The organism is Pseudoalteromonas sp. TAE56, from assembly GCF_000497955.1.
Classification (GTDB): Bacteria; Pseudomonadota; Gammaproteobacteria; order Enterobacterales; family Alteromonadaceae; genus Pseudoalteromonas.
The window spans coordinates 1-19,259 of record NZ_AUTN01000154.1 but is presented as its reverse complement, the minus strand read 5'-3'; the positions used below and the strand labels follow the sequence as shown (position 1 = coordinate 19,259).

Here is a 19,259-nt window from a genome sequence, read left to right as displayed (position 1 = left end):
GTAGATACCATCTCTCATTTTAAGCTTCAAGGTCGTATTTAACTTTCTTGGAGCTTAAACGCTTCTTGGTTTTTTATTACACCAAAACATATATGAATGAGCTTTCGCATATTTGCACACACAGCTTGCATCGGTGTTTTACCATTATTTATTAACGTTAACTTATGTCGTTTTATTGTTTTATTCCATTGCCCTGCAACAATGGCCGCCATATAAAGTTTACATCGAATTCTGGCTGGCCCAAGTTTACTGATTGATGTTCGCCCTTTTAATTTACCCGATTCATTATGCCGTGGAATTAATCCACAATAAGCCGCCGCTTCTTTGGCTTTATTAAATTTTTTAGCCGCAAATAAATACGTCAGCTCTCTCGATAATACGGGCCCTATGCCAGGGATAGACTCAAGTAGTTTCCTGTTTCTTTTTAAATCAGGTTCATTATCTATGTGGTTATCAATGTCAGATTTAAGCTGTTTAATTTCGTCATCTAAAAACGCGATAGTTACTTTTATCGATTGGCAAACACGCGCGGAAACGTTGCTGAATTCACTTGCTTCTAATCGGTTAGCTTCTCGTTGTCGGTTACTCTCAAGCGCATCTAAACGACGGATAAGGGCTTTAAGCTCTCTAACTTCTAATGCATCAGGTTGCCAATAACTAACGACTGCGTGCTTAGCACAGCCGTAATGAGCAAGCATCGTTGCATCAGATTTGTCTGTTTTATGAATTATGTTTAAAGCGTCTGCATACTTTTTAGCTTTACCGGGATTCGCTAAAATAATATTAAAGCCTTGCTCGTGTAAAAAATACATCAGTGCTTCATGATAAACACCCGTTGGTTCGAGGGTGATAACGAGCTCATTAGCAGCGCTTTTAGTTGTATTTAAAAGCCATTTTTCTATTGCTAAAAAGTCTTGATGCTTGTTTTTAAAGACTTTTGTTTTAATTTTGTTTGTAAGCTGGTCTCTCAACCACGATAAATCAATCTTCTCTTTACTAATATCAATGCCGATAAACATCATCTCTACTTACTCCCCTTGTACATACAGCATCTACTTAAAAAAAGTGTGCTTGGATACCATTCAGTTTGTGAGAATAGAAAGTCAGGGCTTTATCTACGGCGCAGTATTAAATACTAGGCGTAAAGGCAAGCTCACTGACTTCGATGTGATAAATGATAGCTAATCATTAATCAATGAGAGATACAAGGCGTGAAGCTTGCTTACGCAAGAAGCACCGCTTCTGTTTATTTAATTTCTTTGCTAACAAAACCACTTAAAGATCTATTTCACAAAGAGAAGTGAAAGAGGAGTAAATGAGAAAACACAAGCCATGCTTTATTAGCAAGACTTAGCCTTATTACTACCTCTAAAAGCGCAGCGTCTCTTAATCTCTTTGTGAATAAATCGCTTATTATGGGCGTGAAGAAACTTTAATAATTATTCAAAGTATGTAAACAAAAAAGCCCCGCTATTTATTAAATAGCGGGGCTTTTAAATAAGTGTTAGTAATTAATCAACACTCAATGTTTTAGTCATTGCAGAACTTGCACGACCAGCAGGTTTGATAGAACCCGCACGTAAACCACTGTCTGGTACTAGGTCACGTTTATCGTGAGCCATTGCTACAGATGTGTGTTTTACTTCGCTATCAGCTACAGGAGTAGGCTGTGCCATTGGCGCACTTGCAGACCCTTGAGTAACCGCTGTTTTAACATGCGGTGCTGATTTTTCAGTTTTCACTTTTGCTTCAACTTTAGCTGGCTCTTCAGTTACTACTGGAGTTTCAACTTTAGCTGGTTCTTCAGTTACTACTGGCGCTTCAACTTTAGCTGGCTCTTCAGTCACTACTGGCGTTTCAACTTTAGCTGGCTCTTCAGTTACTACTGGCGTTTCAACTTTAGCTGGCTCTTCAGTTGCTACTGGCGCTTCAACTTTAGCTGGCTCTTCAGTTACTACAGGAGTTTCAACTTTAGCTGGCTCTTCAGTTGCTACTGGAGTTTCAACTTTAGCTGGCTCTTCAGTTGCTACTGGAGTTTCAACTTTAGCTGGCTCTTCAGTTACTACAGGCGCTCCAACTTTAGCTGGCTCTTCTACAGCTTCAACTTTTGCTAAGTCTTCAACTGCAACGGCTTGTTCAATTTGCTGCGCTGCATCCACAGGTGTTTCTTCAGATTTAGCTTTAAGTTCTGCTTCATATTCTGCAGCAGCTTGATCAGCTACTGGAACAAATGCAGGGGCTTCGTCAGATTTAACTTCTGCTTCACCTTCAGGACGTCGACGACGTTGACCTGATGCACGAAGATGACGAGGAGAACGGCGTGAACGTGTACGTGTTTGCTCTTGCTCGTCTTCAGTAGTTGCTGCTTCATCGTTAGAATCAACAACGTCAACTTTCTCTTCTTTAATGTGAGCTGTTTTTTCTGCCGGAGTTTGTGTTTGCTTTTCTACAACAGGCGCTTGCTCTTGAACTTGTGGAGTATCAATAACTACAGCTTGTTCAGGTGTTTGCTCTGTTGAGTTAGCTTGCTCAGCGTTTTCATCTTGCAGACGTACTTTTTTACGTATGTTACGACGTTGACGGCGAACCTTAGGCTTTTGCTCTTTAGGCTCTACAGCTTGAGCTGGCTTAGAATCAGTTTCTACTTCTGCTTTTACAGGGGCTTCAGTTTTAACTTGATCTTTTTCTTCGCTTTTATGCTCTGGGCGCTTACGAGAGTTAGGGTTACGACGACGCTTATTGCGGTTCTCGTTTCTCTCTTGAGTCTCGGTGCTTGTTGCTGCTGGTGAGTCTGTTTTAACTACCTCTTCAGCTGCAGGACGCTCATTGCGTGGTTTATTAGTGCGCGGGTTATTATTACGACGACGTTGGTTGTTATTACGACGACGATTATCGTTACCACGGCGAGCGTTATTACGCGCTTCTTGCTGCTCTTTTTCTACAGCTTCTTTTTTCTCTTCTACTGTTTCGCTTGCAAATAACGATTTAAACCATTTAGTGATTGCTTCAAACAAGCCACCTTCAGTTTTAGTCTCTGTTACTACTGGCTGAGCTACTGGTGTAGGCGCTGCTTGTGGAGCCGGTGTAGAAGGCATTACAACACCTTTTAGCATTGGCTCTTCACGTACTGGTGCACTTGGTGATTTTGACATCTCAAATGCTTCAGGTTCTGGCGCAACAACTTGTCCGTAACTTACCGTTTCAAGTGTTTCGTCTTTACGTAAACGCATAACTTCGTAATGTGGTGTTTCCATATGTTGATTAGGAATAATCACTACGTCACATTTATGATGTTTTTCAATGCGATGAACACTACGACGTTGCTCATTTAATAAATAAGCGGCAACGGCAACAGGCACTTGTGCATTTACTTGTGCTGTGTTGTCTTTAATTGCTTCTTCTTCAATTAAACGAAGAATAGAAAGCGCGATTGATTCGTTTGAACGAATAGTACCTTGGCCACTACAACGTGGGCATGGGCCTTGGCTTGCTTCACCTAATGAAGGACGCAAACGCTGACGCGACATTTCAAGTAAACCAAAGCGTGAAATTTTACCAATTTGAACACGAGCACGATCTGGACGAGCAGCATCTTTTAAACGATTTTCTACTTCACGTTGATGACGCGGAGGTGTCATATCGATGAAGTCGATAACAATTAAACCACCTAAGTCACGAAGACGTAATTGACGTGCAATCTCATCGGCCGCTTCTAAGTTAGTATTAAGTGCTGTTTCTTCAATATCGCCGCCTTTAGTTGCTTTAGACGAGTTGATATCGATAGACGTTAGTGCTTCAGTTGGGTCAATTACAATTGAACCACCAGAAGGCAAGCGTACTTCACGCTGGAACGCAGACTCAATTTGGCTTTCAATTTGGTAATGCGTAAATAAAGGAGTGTCACCTTGATAAAGCTTAACACGGCTCATAAAGTCAGGACGAAAACGTTCAATGTGCGCTTTAGCTTCTTCAAAAACACGTGGTTTATCAATTAAAATTTCGCCAATATCACGACGTAAATAATCGCGTATCGCACGGAATATTACATTGCTTTCTTGGTGTATTAAAAATGGCGCTTTAGCACTATCGGCTGCTTGTCTAATTGCTTCCCAATGTACTAATAATGCTTTTAAATCGTAGTTTAATTCTTCAAACGATTTACCAACACCCGCTGTACGAACAATTAAGCCCATACCTTTAGGAAGTTCTAAACGACCCAATGCTTCTTTAAGTTCAGTACGTTCATCACCTTCAATGCGACGAGAAATACCGCCAGCACGTGGGTTGTTAGGCATAAGTACTAAGTAGCTACCAGCAACACTGATAAAAGTAGTTAACGCAGCGCCTTTTTGGCCACGCTCTTCTTTATCAACTTGTACTATAACTTCTTGACCTTCTTTGATCACGTCGCGAATGTTAGGGCGACCATGAAAAGTGTAACCTGCAGGGAAGTAAGTACGGGCAATTTCTTTTAAAGGAAGGAAACCATGGCGGTCAGCACCGTAATCAACAAATGCTGCTTCAAGAGATGGTTCAATGCGAGTGATTTTGCCTTTATAAATATTGGCTTTTTTCTGTTCGTGACCTGGGCTTTCGATATCTAAATCATATAGGCGCTGGCCATCAACCAGTGCTACGCGCATTTCTTCTTGCTGCGTTGCATTGATTAGCATACGTTTCATATTGTTACTCTACTTATTTATGTCGCTGACATGACGATGTTTTTCTCGCCTGTTCAGTTGTCCCTATTTTTAGAATGTGCAGCCTCACGACTGGGTCTTTAACGGAACGGCTCTGTTTCTCGTATGCAGTATTTTAAATGCTGGCAAACAATAGCAATTATTATCGCTATTAAATTCTTAATGGTGCTAAAACTGTCGGCTTTTCAGCTACGTTTACAAGTTTTACCCAGAAGTCGGCCTGTCATATTAATCTTACTAAATATCATTCATATTAGGCGCGTAGGGCTCATTAAGTTGGTGAGCAACACATACTGATGTATCGCTAATATCCGTTTTAAGAGCAAAAATCGCTGCCGATGTTAATGAACGCTTATTTATTAGATTTTTTTAGTTCTAAATAAGCTGCTATACGGTACTACAATAATTGAGCTAGTGCTGAACGACGTTTTTTACGTCGTCACTATCAGACAAATTATCTGTTCATTGCTTTCTCTAGCACGTTAAAAATCGCTTCATGTTCAAACTTAACCAGCAATATATTACGCGCATTGCCGTTAATTGATCGCACGTGTTAACTGAGGAGGCATAAAAGCTTTGGAAAACTTAACTCGGATCTGTATGATCGGCTACCCAGAATGTGCATCACGAATGTTTTAATGTGTTAAAAAGCACCGTTGTTATTTGCAAATACTAAATATTTGCGCTGCTGATTATCCCACTATTATTACAGTGTTAGCAACTAAATTATTTTACTTAAATTAGTGATTAGGCAATGTCAGAAAAAAACGACTTACAAGTAACTTATGTCACGATCAACGAAGACCATTTAGGTCAGCGTATTGATAACTTTCTTATTACCCATTTAAAAGGGGTGCCTAAAAGCGCTATTTATAAACTTTTGCGCAAAGGTGAGGTACGCGTTAATAAAAAGCGTATTAAGCCTGTATATAAACTACAGCTTGAAGATGTACTTCGTATTGCACCTATCAGAGTTGCTGAGCGTGAAGAATTTGTTCCATCAAAATTAGACAAAGTAACTCGCCTAGAAAACGATATTTTATTTGAAGATAAATACCTTATCGTAATAAATAAACCATCAGGTATGGCTGTTCATGGCGGCAGTGGTTTAAGTTATGGCTTAATTGAAGCTTTGCGAGCACTTCGCCCAGAGGAACGTAGCCTTGAGCTAGTTCATAGGCTTGACCGTGATACATCAGGTTGTTTACTTATAGCGAAGCGTCGTTCGGTGTTAACAGCATTGCATGAACAACTTCGCGAAAAAACAATGGAAAAAAATTACTGGGCACTTGTAGAAGGGCAGTGGGATTCTAAAACTAAAAACGTTACCGAAGGGCTGCGTAAAAATACACTTAAATCGGGCGAGCGCGTAGTACGCGTAGATAACACTGAGGGAAAACCTTCACATACTCGTTTTAAAGTACTTGAACGTTTTAACGATTGCTCACTTGTACAAGCATCGCCTGTTACAGGGCGTACGCATCAAATTCGTGTGCATACGCAATGTAAAGGTCACCCAATAGCGTGCGACGATAAATATGGCGATCAGGGTTTTGACGATTCTATGCGTAAAGTTGGGTTAAACCGATTGTTTTTACACGCACATGATTTAAGTTTTTATCACCCTAAAAACGAAACAACTATGCGTATTGAAGCGCCCCTTGATAAAACGCTTAAAAATACATTACTAAAATTACGAGATGCAAAACTGTGATAAAAGTAGCCCCAATTAAAAAATATAAGCTCGTCATTTTTGATTGGGATGGCACTGTTATGGATTCAGTCACTAAAATAGTTAACTGTATTCGTAGTAGCGCCGAGTCACTTAATTTAGTGCCACCTAGTGACGAAGCCATTAAAAATATTATTGGTATGTCGCTTGAAAAAGCAATTGACGTTTTATTTCCTGATAATGTAGCGCAGCACCAAGCGTTAATTAAAGGGTATAAACACCAATATAGTGTTGATACCACGCCAACTCCTGTATTTGATAATGTTGTCAACGTTTTAGGTGCCTTAAAAGAGCAGGGCATTGTTTTAGCGGTTGCAACAGGTAAAGGTAGGGGTGGGTTAGAGCGTTTGCTTGAACAAAGTCAATTGCGCCACTTTTTTAGTGCAACACGTACAAGCGATGACGCGCAATCAAAGCCCTCTCCAGATATGTTGTATCAATTACTTGAAGAACTTGGCATAAGCGCTCAAGACGCTGTAATGATTGGCGACAATCAAATAGACATGACTATGGCAAAAGCTGCTGGCATGGATAGAATTGGCGTAACAATGGGTGTGCACAACGCACAGCAACTAAATAAGCTTAGCCCTGTTGCAACAGTAGATAACTATCTACAGCTGCAACAGGTTTTGCTTGGCTAATTTATTTAACTAGAACTTGTTTTGAGCAGTAAGTACATCAATACCAAACTCAGCCAGTAGCTGGCTGAGTTTAATTAATGGTAATCCAATTAAGCTATTAGGATCGTCTCCGCTTAGTTTCTCAAATAAACAGATACCCAACCCTTCACTTTTAAAGCTGCCAGCACAGTTATAAGGCTGCTCTGCGTCGCAATAAGCACTAATTTGTGCATCACTTAGGGTTTTAAACGTCACATTAAAAGGTTCTATGCAGGTTTTTTTTGTTCCAGTTACAATATCGTAAACACAAAGCCCAGTTAAAAATGTTACAGTATTACCGCTAAATAAATTTAGTTGTTTTAGAGCATTTTGTTTATTGTGCGGTTTACCTAAAATTTGATTGTTAAACACAGCGACTTGGTCTGATCCAATTGCTAACCCTTTTTTAAAGTGTTTATTAGCTGCTGAGGCTTTTAACTCACTTAAACGCTTAACCAGTTCAGTAGGTGTTTCGCATTCAAGTGCTGATTCGTCAACGTCGGGTGAAAACGTATCAAAGGGTAAATTAAATTTTTGTAATAAAGACTGCCTAAAAGGCGAGCTTGACGCTAAAATGAGTGGAAGCTTCATGGACTGTTTTCCTACGATAATTCAGATTGAGTTAGGATAAATCAGATCCGAGAGTAAAACACGTTAAAAACCAAGTAAAAATGGTTTTTTACTTTGACTAACAAACTAACTATCTATATGATGCAGCCCCTATGCAAAAGGTGAAAATTCCCATCACTCTTCATCCAGGCAAAGCAGCGCAGCACCGTTTAAAGTATGACGGAATTGTACCGCTTGAAAAACTTACTCGTTTAGAGAAAGTTGTGCAGGAAGAAGTAGGTGAAATAGCGGTAAAAATACATTGCAAAAACGATGATCAAGGTTTCGCTGTGATTAGAGGCAATTTGTCCACACATGTTACTGTCATTTGTCAACGTTGTAATGGTGATTTAGGGTTGGATTTGGTTCAAGACTTTGCATATTCACCAGTAGGTGAAGATACAGAGTTAGATATTTTTCCTGAAGACTACGACGAAGTAGCACTTGATGAAAATGGTGAAGTTAACGTTTTTGATTTAATTGAAGACGAACTAATTTTAGCAATTCCATTAGTGGCTACCCACAACGAAGCTTCATGCAGTTATTCAGCAAAGCCTGCCAGCTTTGGTGTATTAAAGGCGGAAGATGATAAACCTAATCCATTTGATATTTTGAAACAACTTAAGAAAGATTCTTAGGAGAAGACTATGGCTGTACAAAAAAGCAAAAAGTCTCGTGCAAGACGCGGCATGCGCCGTTCACACGATGCGATCAGTGGTCCAACTTTAACTGTAGATCAAACATCTGGTGAGACTCATCGTCGTCACCATGTGACTGCAGATGGTTACTACAAAGGCGTTCAAGTAATTTCTAAATAAGAGATTACTTATATGCTGAAAGATCTAACCATAGCGTTAGATATGATGGGGGGCGATTACGGCCCCCGTTCATCTATTCCTGCTGCCGTTCATGCGGTAAACGCTCATGCCAATTTAAGTCTCATTTTATGTGGCAATGAAGACGTTATATCTAAAGAACTCGAATCCCTCGATTCTTTATCTCATCCAAGACTCATAATTCGTCACTGTAGTGAAATAGTCACTAACGCCTGCGAACCTGCAATTGCAGTACGTTCGAAAAAAGATTCATCTATGCGTGTTGCCCTTGATTTAGTTAAATCGGGCGAAGCACAAGCGTGTGTTAGCTCAGGTAATACCGGCGCTTTATTTTTTATGGCTCACTACGTATTAAAAATGCTGCCAGGTGTTAAACGTGCCGCACTCATTTCATCTGTTCCTACAGAAAGCCAAAACCCAGTATATTTACTCGACTTAGGTGCTAATGTGCACTGCGATGCGCAAATGCTGTATCAGTTTGGGATTATGGGCTCTGTAGTTGCTGGCCAAGCACTTGGCTGCGATAACCCTCGCGTTAGCTTATTAAATATTGGCGCTGAGGACATTAAAGGCCACGATGATATTAAACAGGCTGCACAATTAATGCAGCAAAGCCCACATATTAATTACATTGGTTACAGCGAAGGAAGTGATATTTTTTCTGGCAAAGCTGATGTTATTGTATGCGAAGGGTTTGTGGGTAACGTGGCGCTTAAAACATGCGAAGGCATTGCCAAGCTTATTATGAATAAGTTTACCGCTGCGCTCGAAAAGCACCTTTTGTATAAATGTATGGCGTTTATATTGCGTCCAATAATAAAAAAACTCTATAAAAGGGTGAACCCCGACCAGTATAACGGTGCTTCTCTGGTAGGATTGCGCGGTATTGTCGTTAAAAGTCATGGAAATGCATCAGCTAAAGCATTTCAAGCAGCAATTGATGAAGCGGTAAAAGAGGTTGAACGTCAACTTCCTGATAAAATAGCCGCTATTTTCGAAAAAACACATTCTAAAGACACGGCGGTTAATCAATAATTGATGTGCCGTGTATTTCATTATTTATTTGTTTAATTAAAAAGAGCAAAGTATGGCACAAAAAATTGCACTTCTATTCCCAGGTCAAGGCTCGCAAAGCGTTGGTATGTTACAAGAGCTACTAGAGAGTTCTGACATTGTTAAAGCAACATTTGCAGAAGCATCAGATGCACTGGGTTACGACTTAGCAGAGCTAGTTCTTAATGGCCCAGAAGAAAAATTAAATCAAACTCATCGTACACAACCTGCATTATTAACTGCAAGTGTTGCTATTTACCGTGATTGGCTTGCAGCAAACCCAGATGCAGACGTTGTTATGGCCGGTCACAGCTTAGGTGAATATTCAGCACTAGTATGTAGCGACGTACTAAGCTTGAGCGAAGCTGTTAAGCTTGTTGAAAACCGTGGTTTATACATGCAAGAAGCTGTACCTGCAGGCGTAGGTTCAATGGCTGCGATTATTGGCTTAGGCGATGAAGAAATAAAAGCGGCATGTGCTGCCTCAGCGCAAGGTGAGGTTGTATCTCCAGTTAACTACAATTCTCCTGGTCAAGTTGTTATTGCAGGGCATAAAGCGGCAGTAGATAGAGCATCACAAGCATGTAAAGATGCTGGTGCTAAACGCGCATTACCACTTTCGGTTAGCGTACCTTCACATTGTGAACTAATGGAGCCAGCAGCTGATAAGCTAGCGGTAGACTTAGCCGCTTTAACATTTAATACACCTAAGTGTGATGTAATTAATAATGTTGATGTAAAAGCTGAATCGACCGCTGATGCAATTAAAGATGCACTAGTACGTCAACTATACAGCCCAGTTCGCTGGACAGAAACAGTACAAGCCTTGGTTGCACAAGATGTAACGCAAAGCTACGAATTTGGTCCTGGTAAAGTATTAACAGGACTTGCTAAACGAATTGATAAAGCAATGGTTTGTGGCTCAGTAAACGATGCCGCTTCAATCGCTGCAGCTAAATAAGAGTATATAAAATGTCTAATTTATTTTCTTTAGAGGGCAAAATTGTCCTAATTACTGGCGCTAGCCGTGGTATTGGTAAAGCAATTGCAACAACATTAGTTGCGCAAGGTGCAAAAGTTGCAGGCACTGCAACAAGCGAGTCAGGCGCTGCTAAAATCAGCGAGTACCTAGGTGACAATGGTAAAGGTTATGCATTAAACGTAACGGATCCTGCATCTATTGAAGCGACACTTGCCGCAATAAAAGCTGATTTCGGCGATATTGACGTACTTGTTAATAATGCAGGTATCACACGTGACAACCTATTAATGCGTATGAAAGAGACTGAGTGGGACGATATAATCGACACTAACTTAAGCTCGATTTTCCGTTTATCTAAAGCGGTACTTCGTCCAATGATGAAGAAAAAGAAAGGTCGTATTATCAATATTGGCTCAGTAGTGGGCACTATGGGTAATGCAGGACAAGCTAACTATGCAGCGGCTAAAGCAGGCGTCATTGGTTTTTCTAAGTCACTTGCACGCGAAGTGGCATCACGTGGTATTACAGTAAACGTAGTGGCACCTGGTTTTATTCAAACTGATATGACTGATGATTTAACTGACGAGCAAAAAGCAGCAACACTTGCAAATGTTCCAGCAGGGCGTTTAGGTCAACCAGACGAAATTGCAGCTGCGGTATGTTATTTAGCATCTGACGCTGCTGCGTACGTATCAGGTGAAACTTTGCATGTAAATGGCGCGATGTACATGGTTTAATAACCATTGTACCCACATTATTACCTAATAAAGTTAAGTAAGTTACCTCAAAAACATTGAATTATTTGTGAACTTGCTTTAAACATACTTGAAATCGCTGCGAAAATAAGCGATAAAAGACAAAACACACACTCAGAGGTTTGACCAGACAATTATTTATGGTCAAATCATTGAATCAGAGAATTATGCCGCGTAAACTACGCGGCAATCTGAAAATAACGCATCGGCGTTTTTAATAAAGGAAAGAAGAATGAGCGATATCCAAGAACGCGTAAAGAAAATTATCATTGAACAACTAGGTGTTAAAGAAGAAGAAGTTAAAAATGAATCTTCTTTCGTAGATGACCTAGGTGCAGATTCTCTTGATACTGTTGAACTAGTAATGGCTCTTGAAGAAGAGTTTGATACTGAGATCCCAGATGAAGAAGCTGAGAAGATCACTACAGTACAAACTGCTATCGATTACGTTACAGCACACGCTGAGTAATTAATCGCACGTTAAAGGCAGCATCCGCTGCCTTTAATTTTTTATATCCAAACCACCTCAAAGTTCGTGATTCAAAACTTAAGCCTCAATGCTCAATTTTAGCTAAAAATTAATTTTGATTGTGTTATGCGTTTTTAATCTATTTTGGGACTAGCACTTTGAGGTAGCTTGGGTATGATCATCCCCTTGTAAAATATCCCTTATTGGAGGCAAACCGTGGCTAAACGTCGAGTCGTCGTAACTGGCTTAGGAATGTTGACGCCGCTAGGTAATGATGTTCAATCAACCTGGCAAGGCTTATTAGATGGCAAAAGTGGCATTCAAACAATAACCCACTTTGATACATCAAAATTTGGTACTAAATTCGCTGGTTTAATAAATGACTTTGATGCAACTGCATACATGTCAGCGAAAGATACTAAAAAAATGGACTTGTTTATTCAGTATGGCATTGCAGCGGGTGTTCAAGCCTTTAAAGATTCAGGCCTTGAAATTACTGAGCAAAACGCAACACGTATAGGTGTAGCTGTAGGCTCTGGTATTGGTGGCTTAACGCTTATCGAAGAAAACCACATTAAGTTATTAAATAGTGGTCCGCGCAAGTTATCGCCATTTTATGTGCCGTCTACCATTATTAATATGATCTCAGGTCACTTATCAATGATGCATGGACTTCGTGGTCCAAATATTTCAATTGTAACTGCCTGTACTACTGGTTTGCATAATATTGGCCATGCCGCGCGCATGATTGCCTACGGTGATGCAGATGCAATGGTTGCTGGCGGTGCAGAAAAAGCCTGTACCCCAATAGGTATGGGTGGCTTTAATGCTGCACGTGCACTTTCAACTCGCAATGACGACCCACAAGCGGCTTCTCGCCCTTGGGATAAAGACCGCGATGGCTTTGTGCTTTCTGACGGTGCAGGTGTTGTTGTAGTTGAAGAGTACGAACATGCAAAAGCACGTGGCGCTAAAATTTATGCTGAGCTTGTTGGCTTTGGTATGAGCGGCGATGCGTACCACATGACGTCACCACCAGAAGATGGAGCGGGTGCTGCACTTGCAATGCAAAACGCACTAAACGATGCGCAAGTAAACGCTGAGCAAATTGGTTACATTAACGCACACGGTACATCTACAAATGCAGGCGATAAAGCAGAAACTGCCGCTGTTAAATCTATTTTTGGTAATGCAGCTAAAGATGTAATGGTAGGCTCGTCTAAATCGATGATGGGTCACTTGTTAGGTGCTGCAGGCTCGGTTGAATCGATTATTTCGATTTTATCACTGACAGATCAAAAAGTGTCGCCAACTATCAACCTTGATAACCCAGACGAAGGGTGTGACTTAGATTATATTGCTCACACTGCACGTGATGCAAAGTTAGACTTTGCACTGTGTAACTCGTTCGGTTTTGGTGGTACTAATGGCTCGTTGCTATTTAAAAAGGTATAATCTTTTTTAACAACGAATCAAATTATAAGAGCTCAGTTGTTTAACTGGGCTTTTTTTATATGCCAAATAAAATGCAAACAATAATAGCAGTAGATCAAAACAGCACTTTAAGCACGCGTGACAGAGGCTTAAATTACGGTGACGGCTTTTTTACAACGGCTAAAGTTGTTAATGGGCAAGTACAGTATTGGGCTCATCATAAAGCGCGTTTGATTGAATGCGCACAGCGTTTGGGTTTTCCTGAGCTAGATTTTAATAGCCTTGAAAATCAAATTGCTTTGCATATAAAAGCAGCATCACTCAAGGTGCTTAAAATACTTGTAACGCGAGGCGAAGGCGGACGTGGCTATGGGCTGCCAAGTGAGTGTAATATTACTATTTTATTGAGCATATTAGATTACCCTAGTAATTACGAAGCGCTTGTTAAAAAGGGTGTAAATCTCGAAATAAGCCCAATTAAATTAGCAGCACAGCCTTATTTAGCGGGTCTTAAAACACTAAACCGGCTTGAGCAAGTACTAGTTAAAAAAGCAATGCAAACGCAAAACTGCGACGATGTGTTAGTGCTTGATTACAATAACAATGTAATTGAAGCTTCTGCAGCTAATATTTTTGCGATTAAAAATAAGCGTGTGTTTACGCCATTGCTTGATGAGTGCGGAATAAAGGGCGTTTATCTACAATCGTTATGTGATAAATTGCCTGTTGAATTTAAACGCGTGAAAGTAGAAGACTTAACCCAAGCAGACGCCGTATTTGTGTGTAATAGCTTAATGGGAGCAGTACCTGTAAAACGTATTGAGCAACAGGTATTTAATACAGACGAAAGCCACGCATTACTAACTAAATTATTAGCCAAGGAGGCTGAGTGTTAAAAGTTATTTTATCGGTACTTTTTTTAGCTGTTATAACCACTGCTGTTGGTTACCAGCAATTACAAGCAACAATAAATAGCCCGTTAAAGGTAGCACAAAGCACACAATTTGAAGTTAAGCATGGCACTGGCTTTAATAAGTTATGCCAACAATGGCAAGCTAATAACTGGATAGAAAGTTGTTGGCGTTATCAGGTAATTGCCAAGTTAGATCCCACACTTACCGACTTAAAAGCGGGACTTTACGAGCTAACAGCCGATAGCGTTATTAACAACGTAAAAAAAATTAACCAAGGTCAGCAAATTAGTTTTAGTTTTACCATAATTGAAGGTCAAAACTTACGTGAAGTACTAAGTGCTATTAAAAAAGCTGATAATTTACAAAACGATTTAAAAACTGACGAACTAAGTACTCAAATACTGGGTAATGACACGCACTTAGAAGGCTGGTTATTCCCCGACACTTACCACTATCATAATAACGATACTGCAAGCAGTGTATTAAAACGTGCAGCACAAAAAATGCAGCAAACATTAGATGATGCTTGGCAGCAGCGCGCCGCTAATCTACCCTATAAAACAGCATACGAAGCACTAATAATGGCTTCAATTATTGAAAAAGAAACAGGCCTTGCCAGCGAGCGTCCATTAATTGCATCAGCGTTTGTTAATCGATTAAACACCAATATGCGTCTGCAAACCGATCCAACCGTAATATACGGATTAGGCGCTGACTTTGATGGTGATATTAAACGTAAAGATTTGCGCGATTATACGCCTTACAATACGTATCGCATTAATGGTTTACCGCCAACACCGATTGCAATGCCATCAAAAGCCGCTATTTTAGCTGCAGTTAATCCGCCGCAAAGTGAATATGTTTACTTTGTATCAAAAGGCGATGGTAGCCACCAATTTTCAACCACGTTAAAGCAGCATAACGCAGCAGTTAAAACGTATATATTAAATAAAAAGAATTAATTGTTTATGAAACCAAAATTTATAGTAATAGAAGGGCTAGAAGGCGCGGGTAAATCAACCGCTATTTCGTTATGCCAAGACTTTTTGAACAAACAAAAAATAGACTTCATTAACGTCCGCGAACCTGGCGGCACGCCACTGGCTGAATCGCTTCGTACGCTTGTAAAAGCAGAGCACGAAGAAGAGATTGCCTTTGAAACCGAGTTGCTTATTATGTACGCAGCTCGCTCGCAGCTAATGCACAATGTTATTACCCCAGCGCTTGATAAAGGCCAATGGGTACTTGCCGATCGTCATGATTTATCGTCTCAGGCGTATCAAGGTGGGGGCCGTGGTATTAGCTCAAATACATTAGCTTCACTTTCGTCAATGGTATTAAAGGGCTTAAAGCCTGATTTAACTATTTACCTTGATATTGACCCAGTGATAGGCCTTGAACGTGCAAAAGGGCGTGGTGAGCTTGACCGTATTGAACAAGAAGCCATTGAGTTTTTTCAGCGTACACGTATGCGTTATGTTGAACTTGCTAATGACGACAACACAATTAAAACGGTTGATGCAAACCAAAGTATTGATAAAGTACATCGCGATATAACCAATGTACTGCATTCATTTTTTGAAGGCCTAAAATAATATGCCATTGCCGTGGCTACATGATACTCAAGCACGTTTAGCGAAAAGTTATCGCGCAGAGCGTTTTCATCATGCGCAATTATTTTGTGGGCCTGTTGGCGTAGGTAAGTTTGAGTTAAGTGATGAGCTTGGGAATGCTTTGTTATGCCAAAATATAGCTAAGCAGCTAGCTGCGCAAAACAGTGTGCTAAAACCTTGCGGACAGTGTAAAAGCTGTTTACTTACCATGGCAGGTACTCACCCCGACAAACGTTTAACGCAAGTTGATGGGCAAAGTATAGGTGTAGATGATATTCGTGGTATTAGTGATTTTATGAATCACTCAGCAGCGCAAAATGGCAATAAAGTCGCGATAATCGAAAATTGCGAAAAAATGACCACAGCAGCAGCTAACGCATTATTAAAAACACTTGAAGAGCCAACTAATAGCCGCTTTTTAATATTAACCACAAGCCAACCAGAACAGCTCCCTGCAACTATTTTAAGTCGATGCGCTAAAAGTGACGTAAAAATAACTAATACAGCACTTGCTCAGCAATGGCTAGAGACATTAGGTATTCCTAACTATAGTTGGTTAGCACTTTTTTATAACCAACCGCTGCAAGTAAAGCATTGGCAACAGCAAGATCAGCTGAAAAATATTGATACACTTTATAAGTTTGCAACTGAGTTTAAACAAAGCCATAATTTCAAAGCGTTAGTCGATATAATAAATAAACAGCCTGAACTTGTTCGTATATTTACTTTGTTTTTAAGCGTGCAACTAAAGCAGCAATTACTGCAAGGCATGAGTTTTGACGCTTATCAAAGTGCGCAAAATGCATTAGGCGAGTTTTTACAAAATAACACACAAGTACTTGGCCTTAATTTATCGCTTGCTGTATCACGATTAGCATACACATTGCGAAATTCTTAAAAGGATTAATCATGCAAGAACTACTAGTAGACATAGACGATTTAGACGAGTTATACCGTTGTTATATGCCTTACTTAAAAAAAGGTGGCTTATTTGTACGCACTAATATGCGTTACGAAGCAGGGCATTCATTAGCGCTTAGAGTTACTTTGCCCGATGCCTTAGAAGATGACGTAGTGACAGGTAAAGTGTCGTGGATCACGCCACAAGGTGCACAAAGCTCTAATCCTCCAGGTATTGGTATTAGCTTTTTAGACGATAAAACAAACCTAAACGCTAAAATCGAAAAGCTACTTGGGACTATGTTAAACTCAGGCGATCAAACATATACCATGTAGTTATAGGGTCGGTTTTTCATTGAGATTAACGCCGCCCTATATTGGGTTCTTTTAATTGCTAACATAATAAATTAAACGAACAAATTTAAACCCTGAACATAATACAGGCCTTATAGTGATTGTAGATTCTCATTGCCATTTAGACCGTCTTGATTTTGATAAACTAGACTTAAACCTTGACCAAGTTCTTGATAAAGCGCGTGCAAAGCAAATAGAGCACTTTTTATGTGTAAGCGTAACGCTTGATCAGTTTCCAAGCATGCTTGATAAAATTAAGCATTACGACGATGTATCAGCCTCATGCGGTGTACATCCACTTGATCAAAAAGACGCCCTTAATAAACAGCAACTAATTGACTTAGCTTCACATGAAAAAGTGGTTGCTATTGGCGAAACGGGTCTTGATTACTACTATTCAAAAGATACTCACGCAGTGCAGCAAGCAAGCTTTGTTGGGCATATTGAAGTGGCTAACGAATTACAAAAGCCGTTAATTATTCATACACGTGATGCCCGCAGCGATACCATTAATTTAATGCGTGAGCACAAGGCCGAAAACTGCGGTGGTGTATTACATTGCTTTACCGAAGATTGGGATATGGCAAAAAAAGCCATAGACATGGGCTTTTATATTTCTATTTCGGGCATTGTTACCTTTAAAAATGCTATTGAGCTAAAAGAAGTAGTAAAGCAAATACCGCTAGATAGACTACTAATAGAAACTGACTCGCCTTATTTAGCACCGGTGCCGTATCGTGGGCAAACAAATCAGCCAGCGTACGTAGAAGATGTTGCTTATTACATTAGCGAGCTTAAAGGCATTAGCTTTAATGAACTTGCAAAAGCGACTACCGAAAACTTTTATTCTTTATTTAAATTAGCAGCTAAAGGCTAAATACATGATTTCTCACACGGCAAACCTTCCTATTTTACTAATGGGGCCAATGGTGCGCCGTGCAGAGCAAACTGGAGTCTGTATTCAGTTTGCTACCTCCAAGCCTGCAAACTGCCAAATAAACTTATTAAATGTTGAGTGTTATAGCTATCAACATACTGTTTCTTTGGGCGAACATTTATACCTGCATTTCGTTATTATAAAGCCAATAGACAACAAACTCCCTGTAGATAGCTTATTAAGCTATGAACTTGTAATTGATGATATAGCAGTCGATTTGTCGCCTTGGTGCTATAGCAATCAAATAACGCCTGCATTTGTAATCCCCAACAAACTGAGTGATATTTTGCATGGCTCGTGCCGTAATGCACATCATCCAGCAAAAGACAGCTTAGTGTCTGCAAGTCACTGGCAAAATACTCAGCGCGGTAATAATAATCAAGGCGCACAATTGCTATTATTGAGCGGCGATCAGGTTTATGCCGATGATGTAGCAGGGCCCATGTTATTAGCTATTCATCAGTTAATTAAAGCCTTAGGTATCTATAAAGAGCAACCACTTGCCATTGAGCTACCGGGCGATATAAATGAGCAACTTTATAATCGCCATTTGTTTTTACCAAAAACGCCTTGGCAAAAACGTTCAAAGCTAGGTGTTGGTTACTGGCTAAAAAAAGACGAACCTCATTTTTCAAGCGTAAAAGCCTACAATCACCTTATCCATTTTGAAGAATATATAGCACTCTATTTATTAAATTTTAGTGCTGCTGCTTGGCAATGCGTTGATATACAAAACACAATGTATTCAGGTCAAAACAAAACTATTTTTGACGCTGAAAAAACAGCACTGATTGATTATGCAAAAGGATTAAGTGAAGTAGAGCGATTGTTTGCCAATGTATCGACATTAATGATGTTTGACGATCACGATGTAACTGATGATTGGAACCTCACCGCTGGGTGGGAGCAAGCTATAAATGAAAACCCAAGTAGTAAACGGATCATCAATAACGGCTTAATTAGTTATTGGCTTTTTCAAGGAATGGGGAACGATGCACTAAATAAAACAGGCGAGTTACTAAAACCTTTTAAGCAAAGCCGTACTGCTAGTAATTTATGGCAGTTTAAAGCATTTGATAAGCCACTAAACGATTTTAGTTTTTGGCATTATGAGTTAACTACAACCCCAAAAGTAGTGGTGCTAGATACACGTACGCACCGTTGGCGAAATGAGCAGAACTTTAATGAGCCTTCAGGCCTACTTGATTGGGAGCGCCTAACAGAGCTTGAAGAAAGCCTATTAAGCCACGATCAGGTTATTATTGTATCGCCAGCCCCCGTATTTGGTGTTAAATCAATAGAAGCTATTCAA

General features: G+C 40.0%; 19 protein-coding genes. 16 read left to right on the top strand and 3 right to left on the bottom strand.

Going from position 1 to position 19,259, the window contains the following annotated elements; all coding sequences use genetic code 11:
* Nucleotides 1-38: 38 nt before the first annotated feature.
* Entirely contained in the window at nucleotides 39-1,022 is a 984-nt protein-coding gene (locus L656_RS0119715) for an IS110 family transposase (protein WP_024599096.1), read from the bottom strand.
* Between the two features lie 489 nt (nucleotides 1,023-1,511).
* Nucleotides 1,512-4,682: a ribonuclease E gene (rne, locus tag L656_RS0119710; RefSeq protein ID WP_024600481.1), complete on the bottom strand. Its 3,171-nt coding sequence runs from the start codon at nucleotides 4,680-4,682 to the stop codon at nucleotides 1,512-1,514.
* 772 nt (nucleotides 4,683-5,454) lie between these two features.
* Between rne and rluC the strand changes: the two genes are divergently transcribed.
* The gene (gene rluC, locus L656_RS0119705) at nucleotides 5,455-6,414 is read left to right on the top strand and encodes a 23S rRNA pseudouridine(955/2504/2580) synthase RluC (RefSeq protein WP_010554171.1); all 960 of its coding nucleotides are present in this window, start codon (nucleotides 5,455-5,457) and stop codon (nucleotides 6,412-6,414) included.
* Nucleotides 6,411-7,073: an HAD-IA family hydrolase gene (locus L656_RS0119700; protein WP_024600480.1), complete on the top strand. Its 663-nt coding sequence runs from the start codon at nucleotides 6,411-6,413 to the stop codon at nucleotides 7,071-7,073. Before rluC ends, L656_RS0119700 begins: the two co-directional genes overlap by 4 nt.
* 9 nt (nucleotides 7,074-7,082) lie before the next feature.
* Here L656_RS0119700 and L656_RS0119695 read toward each other — a convergent pair whose 3' ends face one another.
* A complete protein-coding gene (locus L656_RS0119695; RefSeq protein WP_024600479.1) occupies nucleotides 7,083-7,682 on the bottom strand; it encodes a Maf family protein in 600 nt (199 codons plus the stop codon).
* Nucleotides 7,683-7,813: 131 nt separating this feature from the next.
* Between L656_RS0119695 and yceD the strand changes: the two genes are divergently transcribed.
* The 14 genes from yceD to L656_RS0119625 all read left to right on the top strand — a co-directional run.
* Complete coding sequence (gene yceD, locus L656_RS0119690) at nucleotides 7,814-8,338, top strand: 23S rRNA accumulation protein YceD (protein WP_007375269.1); 525 nt, start codon at nucleotides 7,814-7,816, stop codon at nucleotides 8,336-8,338.
* A gap of 9 nt (nucleotides 8,339-8,347) precedes the next feature.
* Entirely contained in the window at nucleotides 8,348-8,518 is a 171-nt protein-coding gene (gene rpmF, locus L656_RS0119685; protein WP_002962381.1) for a 50S ribosomal protein L32, read from the top strand.
* A gap of 12 nt (nucleotides 8,519-8,530) precedes the next feature.
* Complete coding sequence (gene plsX / locus L656_RS0119680; protein ID WP_002962380.1) at nucleotides 8,531-9,571, top strand: phosphate acyltransferase PlsX; 1,041 nt, start codon at nucleotides 8,531-8,533, stop codon at nucleotides 9,569-9,571.
* Nucleotides 9,572-9,623: 52 nt separating this feature from the next.
* Entirely contained in the window at nucleotides 9,624-10,550 is a 927-nt protein-coding gene (fabD, locus tag L656_RS0119675) for an ACP S-malonyltransferase (protein ID WP_024600478.1), read from the top strand.
* A gap of 11 nt (nucleotides 10,551-10,561) precedes the next feature.
* The gene (gene fabG, locus L656_RS0119670) at nucleotides 10,562-11,308 is read left to right on the top strand and encodes a 3-oxoacyl-ACP reductase FabG (protein ID WP_002962378.1); all 747 of its coding nucleotides are present in this window, start codon (nucleotides 10,562-10,564) and stop codon (nucleotides 11,306-11,308) included.
* A 250-nt stretch (nucleotides 11,309-11,558) separates the two neighbouring features.
* A complete protein-coding gene (gene acpP, locus L656_RS0119665) occupies nucleotides 11,559-11,795 on the top strand; it encodes an acyl carrier protein (RefSeq protein ID WP_002962377.1) in 237 nt (78 codons plus the stop codon).
* Between the two features lie 216 nt (nucleotides 11,796-12,011).
* Nucleotides 12,012-13,250, top strand: a complete 1,239-nt coding sequence (fabF, locus tag L656_RS0119660) for a beta-ketoacyl-ACP synthase II (RefSeq protein ID WP_002962376.1) — start codon at nucleotides 12,012-12,014, stop codon at nucleotides 13,248-13,250.
* 59 nt (nucleotides 13,251-13,309) lie between these two features.
* Complete coding sequence (gene pabC, locus L656_RS0119655) at nucleotides 13,310-14,125, top strand: aminodeoxychorismate lyase (protein ID WP_024600477.1); 816 nt, start codon at nucleotides 13,310-13,312, stop codon at nucleotides 14,123-14,125.
* Nucleotides 14,119-15,105 (top strand): endolytic transglycosylase MltG, encoded by a 987-nt coding sequence (gene mltG / locus L656_RS0119650; RefSeq protein ID WP_024600476.1) that lies wholly within the window; start codon nucleotides 14,119-14,121, stop codon nucleotides 15,103-15,105. The genes pabC and mltG overlap by 7 nt, the downstream gene beginning before the upstream one ends.
* Before the next feature lie 6 nt (nucleotides 15,106-15,111).
* Nucleotides 15,112-15,738 (top strand): dTMP kinase, encoded by a 627-nt coding sequence (gene tmk, locus L656_RS0119645; RefSeq protein ID WP_002962371.1) that lies wholly within the window; start codon nucleotides 15,112-15,114, stop codon nucleotides 15,736-15,738.
* 1 nt (nucleotide 15,739) lies between these two features.
* Nucleotides 15,740-16,654, top strand: a complete 915-nt coding sequence (locus L656_RS0119640; RefSeq protein WP_024600475.1) for a DNA polymerase III subunit — start codon at nucleotides 15,740-15,742, stop codon at nucleotides 16,652-16,654.
* Nucleotides 16,655-16,665: 11 nt separating this feature from the next.
* Nucleotides 16,666-16,992, top strand: a complete 327-nt coding sequence (locus L656_RS0119635) for a PilZ domain-containing protein (protein WP_002962367.1) — start codon at nucleotides 16,666-16,668, stop codon at nucleotides 16,990-16,992.
* Between the two features lie 115 nt (nucleotides 16,993-17,107).
* Nucleotides 17,108-17,887, top strand: a complete 780-nt coding sequence (locus L656_RS0119630) for a TatD family hydrolase (protein ID WP_024600474.1) — start codon at nucleotides 17,108-17,110, stop codon at nucleotides 17,885-17,887.
* A gap of 4 nt (nucleotides 17,888-17,891) precedes the next feature.
* Nucleotides 17,892-19,259 (top strand): metallophosphatase (locus L656_RS0119625; RefSeq protein ID WP_024600473.1); only part of this gene is annotated, 1,368 nt, incomplete at its 3' end.